This is a genomic window from Siphonobacter sp., assembly GCF_048595215.1.
In the GTDB taxonomy this organism is placed as follows: domain Bacteria; phylum Bacteroidota; class Bacteroidia; order Cytophagales; family Spirosomataceae; genus Siphonobacter.
On sequence record NZ_JBMDWJ010000258.1, the window covers coordinates 1 to 5,209 of the forward strand.

Annotated in this window: 2 protein-coding genes; both read left to right on the forward strand. The window is 52.2% G+C overall.

Translation table 11 applies throughout. The annotated features are described in order from the left end of the window. Positions 1-3,710, forward strand: a 3,710-nt coding sequence (locus ACOJTG_RS15940; RefSeq protein ID WP_420154734.1) for a hypothetical protein, incomplete at its 5' end; no start/stop codon positions are given. 67 nt (positions 3,711-3,777) lie between these two features. Beyond that, positions 3,778-5,013, forward strand: a complete 1,236-nt coding sequence (locus ACOJTG_RS15945; RefSeq protein ID WP_420154735.1) for a S49 family peptidase — start codon at positions 3,778-3,780, stop codon at positions 5,011-5,013. The last annotated feature ends 196 nt before the right edge of the window (positions 5,014-5,209 follow it).

Here is a 5,209-nt window from a genome sequence, read left to right on the forward strand (position 1 = left end):
ACTATATGTTCGATTCGGGTACCATTCCCGATAAAATGTCGGTGAAGAAAAACGGCGTCACCGTCGTCAGTTACGATCCCAAGTCCTGGCGTACCGTGGGCAGCATCGCCGTAGCCCCCGGTGATAAGCTGGAATTTGTGATCGATCCCACCGTAACGGCCGACCGTGGTACGGCCTGGACGTTCTACGCCAACTGTAATACGCCCTATAATCCGAATGCGTCTCAGCCGAATCAGGATTATAAAACCGACGATTACCCCCGCATCACCAGCGTATCGACCGTAAAATCGGGTTCATCCCGCACGTTTACCATCGAGGCCGCACCGGCCGTCAATACGAATTCACCCATCGTTCAGTGGAAAGCCCTTCGTAAAACGGACGGGAATAGCTTCTCCTACGCTAACGGCTGGAGTACGTCAAAAACGCTTACTAAGGATCACAACGGATCAAACCTGTACGCGGATGAAAAGTATGTCATCTACGTCAAGGACGCGGCCGGTAAAGTCTTTGGTTTGGCTGAAGTCGATGCTTCGAAAACCTACGAAACGCCGATCACCTCGCAGCCCCTGCAACTCTCGGTAGCTGAATTGACTACCTCGCAGTTGAAAGTGAATATTCTTAATCCATCCACTTCCGGTACGATTGGCTACAACTACGCCATCTACCGCAAGGACGGATCTGCGGACGGGAAATACGTCTACTCGGAGGATAACGTACCCGCCAATGGTGTGCTGACGGTGAACACCACCAAAGCGGGCCTTTCGTCCGGCGTTGGCTACTTCTTGTACTTCGCTGAAAACCGGGGTGCCCGCGAGAATCAGATTCGGAATACGCGAATTGAATTCACGCAGCCGGGCGTGAGTGATCCGGGGAACGGAAACTACTTCAAGGAAGACGTCGTACCCGATGGACTGATTACGAATGTTCCCAAGCAAATGCTGTATGTGCAAAACGAGCACATGAAAGTAGGCTTTGATTTGGGAGCGGGAGCGGCTATTCGGTATTTGTCGCCGGTAGGTAGCTCGGAAAACATGGTCAATAACTTTGACCTGGGCCGGCAGCTCCAGTACGCGTACTACTCATGGCCGATTCCCTGGTATCCGGGCGATAAGAAACCCCACGATTTCTGGAAAACCATGGGCTGGGACCCCATCCAAACGGGCGATATGTCTACGCCTTCGCGGGTTGTTCACTACAAGCAATCGCCGGACGGTAATGAACTCTACGTTCGTACGATTCCGCAGATGTGGGGCTATTATGATTTGCCGTGTGAATGCCACGTCGATTCGTACTACAAAATTAACGGCAAGGCGATTGAACAGACCAACATCCTGTACAATCACCGAACCGACGAATTTGATAACCTGCCCCGCGGACAGGACATCGCGGGCGGTTTTCTGGGCCCTGCATTCTGGAAGTTTAAAACCTACTGGGGAAATCAGCCCTGGACGAATCAGCCCCTGATTGATCGGGACATCACCGTTGCCGAAGAAGGCTATTCGGATGCCACCCCACAGGATGCGTTTAACTCCAAATTCCATTCGGCTGAAAACTGGATGTGGTTGTACGCTCCCAACAAGGGCAATCTAGGACTAGGCCTTTGGTCACAATCGCCCAAATTCTCAGCCTCCTTTAACCGCTGGAGCCTGAAGGATAAGCCGAACTATACGGAATGGGATGGTGATTTTGCCAGTCTGGGTACGCATATGTTCCAGGAGCATATCGACCGCAACCAGGTCTTAAAGTACAAGGCTGCCTACGTGCTGGGCTCGGCTGAAGAAACCCGAAACTACGCCTACACCCGACGCGATGAGACGTTCCGCTTTGATTTCGACTTTTCGAAAGACCGGCAACACTGGTGGACGAATGGTGTTTACAAGGCCTCCGGAGGCTCAACCGAATACCCGTTCCCCGGGTACTGGGGTATTTCCTATCAGGATAACTGGTCGAACTTCTGCTCGCCTGAAGTAAGCTGGAATGCTAGCGATTATGACAAGGTAGACATCACCGTCGCCCTGACGGGTGGTCCATCGACGGCCGCCATCAACCTGCACCGCAAACGCGACCATGGCAAGTTCTGGGAGTTTGACGATACCGTGTATGGCTTCAATACGATCAATGACGGCCAGTTCCATACCTACACCATCGATTTGAAATCGAATCCGAACTATGGGGGCATTCTCATGCGGATGTATCTGGATTTCGGGGGTAATAAGGAGCCGGGCCGCTACGTGAAGCTGAAATCGATCCGGGGCTACAAGAGCAGTCCCGGAAACGGCGGGGGTGGGGGTGAAGAAGAAACGGATGTGCTGGAAACCCGGTCGCTAACGGACGTAACCTCGCTTTCGCAGATTCCCACCTTTTCCCTGCCGACGACGTCGATGAACCTAACGGCCGATGCGGTTGAATGGTCAACGCAGGCCGATTGGGCGAAACGAGGCATGGTCAATTTCGTCCACCCGACCAAGCTCTGGAACGAGCTGGGGGGCGAATACCATGTGCAGTGGAATCCGACCGGGGTAACGGTAGACCAGCTCAAAACGCAGCTGGCTACCTATAACCTGCCGGCCGGTACGGGTCTGTATCGGATGATGTACGACAATGCCCTGGCTTCGATCTGGCCACCGGGTCAGGCCCTGCCTTCCTCGCAGCAAGCCTTAAACGAGGCCGTCGAAGGGTACGCCATCGCATTCAGGAATGCGATCGGGTGGCAAAACCACCCGGTCGTATTGGACCTGGACTTCGAGGGCGAACGTTTTTTTAGTTGGGCGGCCGTAAAGGCTCAGGCCGATGCTGTCAAGTACACGCTCAGCCGGAATTCGAATGTTCGGATTCAAGTCTATGCGTCCGCTCATAATAATCTAAGTGTGGATCGGGGTGGGAGTGCCTCCAATCCACTGGCCCAGGCTGGACCCTCGGAACGCTTCCGCCTCCTTAAGGAGGCGGGCGTTTCGCTCTTTCAGGGGACGATCCCTTATTTCCACCTGCCTGGCTTTTTTTGGACCGATCCCTCGCACGAACCCAGCGTCATCGGTGCGGGTAAGATGTATTCTTCTCAGGCGGACTATGCTCAGAAAAGCCTGCATCCCATCGTGATGAAACTGGGCTGGACGGATAATTACTTCGCTTCTCTTCCCGCTGGCCACCAGCCGCAAAATATTGAGTGGGTGATGGCCTTGTATGAAGGCGGCGATGATGGCGGACCTCGCCAGTACGACAACCAGGGTAATTGGCTCAGCGGCTACAACTGGCCTGAAGTGGGCAGCTGGATTTTGGAGAGTTTGCCCGTTTGGGGCGTGGTCACGGGTTCCTACCGATGGGGTGGGGGCCTCTATAACTGGAGTGATGGACGTCCCAGAAAAGCCGGCCAGAACTATTTAGAGGCCGGGAAATGGCGTGCTTACCAGTTTAACCGCTTCTCCAACAACCCGAATACCCAGTACAATATCAAGCTGGAGTACTCGCTTGATGGGGGTATTACCTGGCAAACCGATTCGCGTCCGGACCAAAATCTACTTCAGGAACATTCCAACCCGAAACCCTACGTGCGTGGGGCGGCCATAAACGGGGAGCTGCTGGTCGTCGCCGTTGCTGGCCAGCCGTATCACGTGTCCGGGCAAAGCCAAAGCGTGAAGATTCGATACCAGGGTAAGGTCTTCACTACAACGCTGGAGTCGAAAAAGGTGCATTCGTTCACTGTTACCATTTAAGCACAGCCGGACGTATCCGGCTGTGTCTTTTTTTCCAGAGAAAACAGAGCGGTATTTCGCTATCACAATGAACGGAATACTTCCTACATATCTCACTCAACATTCGCTCTGGTCTATCCACGAAAGCGGATTCAACGCCTATGCTCTAGAACTCTTTGCTTTTCTCCAGGGAAAAGCACCCGCCCGTTCTGAGGGCGAAAAGAAGGCCTTACCTGAGGCTCAGTTCCTGCAGGCGGCTGCTCGGTCCGGGCGGTCGTCTGCTTCTACGGAATCCCGGGCGATGATCATCCCGATCACAGGTATGATCCTTCCCAAAACGGATTATTACTGGAGTATTCCAGGCCTGGATTTATACCAGCGTTTACTGCTCGAAGCTGAAACCGATTCTACGATCGCAGGTACCGTTCTCGCTATTAATTCCGGCGGTGGATCTGTCATGCAACTGGCCGAATTTGCTGCCTTTCTGCAGACGCTTACCAAGCCCGTAGTCGCTTATACAGACGGCTATTTATGTAGTGCAGCGTATTACATCGCCATGGCCTGCAAAGGCGGTATTTACTCAACGCCCTTCTCTGGTCAAATTGCCAATATCGGTACGGTTTTCCGAACCCTGGATATGATTCCATATCTGGAGAAAATGGGAGCCGTCTACATCGAAGTATATGGTACCGAAGCCGTCGATAAAGACTTAGGCTTTAAAGAGGCCAAAGAAGGTAAGACTGATAAACTCAAAGCTCAACTCGTAACCCCTTTCCAGGATATGTTCCTGGCTGACGTAGCCAAGTACCGCCCTGCTGTCGAAAAGGATGCTAAATCCGGAGCGATCTACACCCCAGACAAAGCCCTGGAAATGGGCCTGATCGACGGCGTGGGCAGTCTGGCAGACGCCGTACAACAAGTATTTGAATTAGCCCCAAGCTCAAACACCACCACTACCAACTCAAAAGTTAACATGAAAGTAACCATGACCAGCCTCATGGCACTGTTCGGTATTAATACTGAAGCTAAGTCCGACGAAGAACTTGGCCTTACCGATGCTGCTGCCATTCAGATGAAAGCTACTGAAATGCAGACTCTGCAAAATCAGGTAAGTGATCTCACTACTACTAACGCTACCCTGAAGAAAGAAAAGGATGATGCTGAAGCGAAAGTAACACAGCTGCAGGCTCAGCTTGATGCTGCACCTGGTGCCGAACCTAAAACCCCCGTACTGGGCAAAACTGAGAAGATCGAAACCACCGAAGGTAACGCGACTGCGAAAATGGACGGTGAAGACGAGCTTCTTGCTGCGTACGGATTCTAGGCTCCATTAACCGACCAACCCACATTTTTTAAATACACCACCCCCACACCTAAATCATTATGATTTTAAAGGTTCAACAAATTATCGATAAGTACGGCCAGTACTATAAAGAAGGCACGATCGAACAAAAAGACCTGTACAAACAATTGTTTGTAGGAACTGATTTTGCCTCCTTTTTTAATGTATTGCCTACAGT

Bases quoted from the DNA above. Each gene is read 5' to 3' on its own strand.
- ACOJTG_RS15945 (WP_420154735.1), top strand. From the start codon at position 3,778: ATGAACGGAATACTTCCTACATATCTCACTCAACATTCGCTCTGGTCT.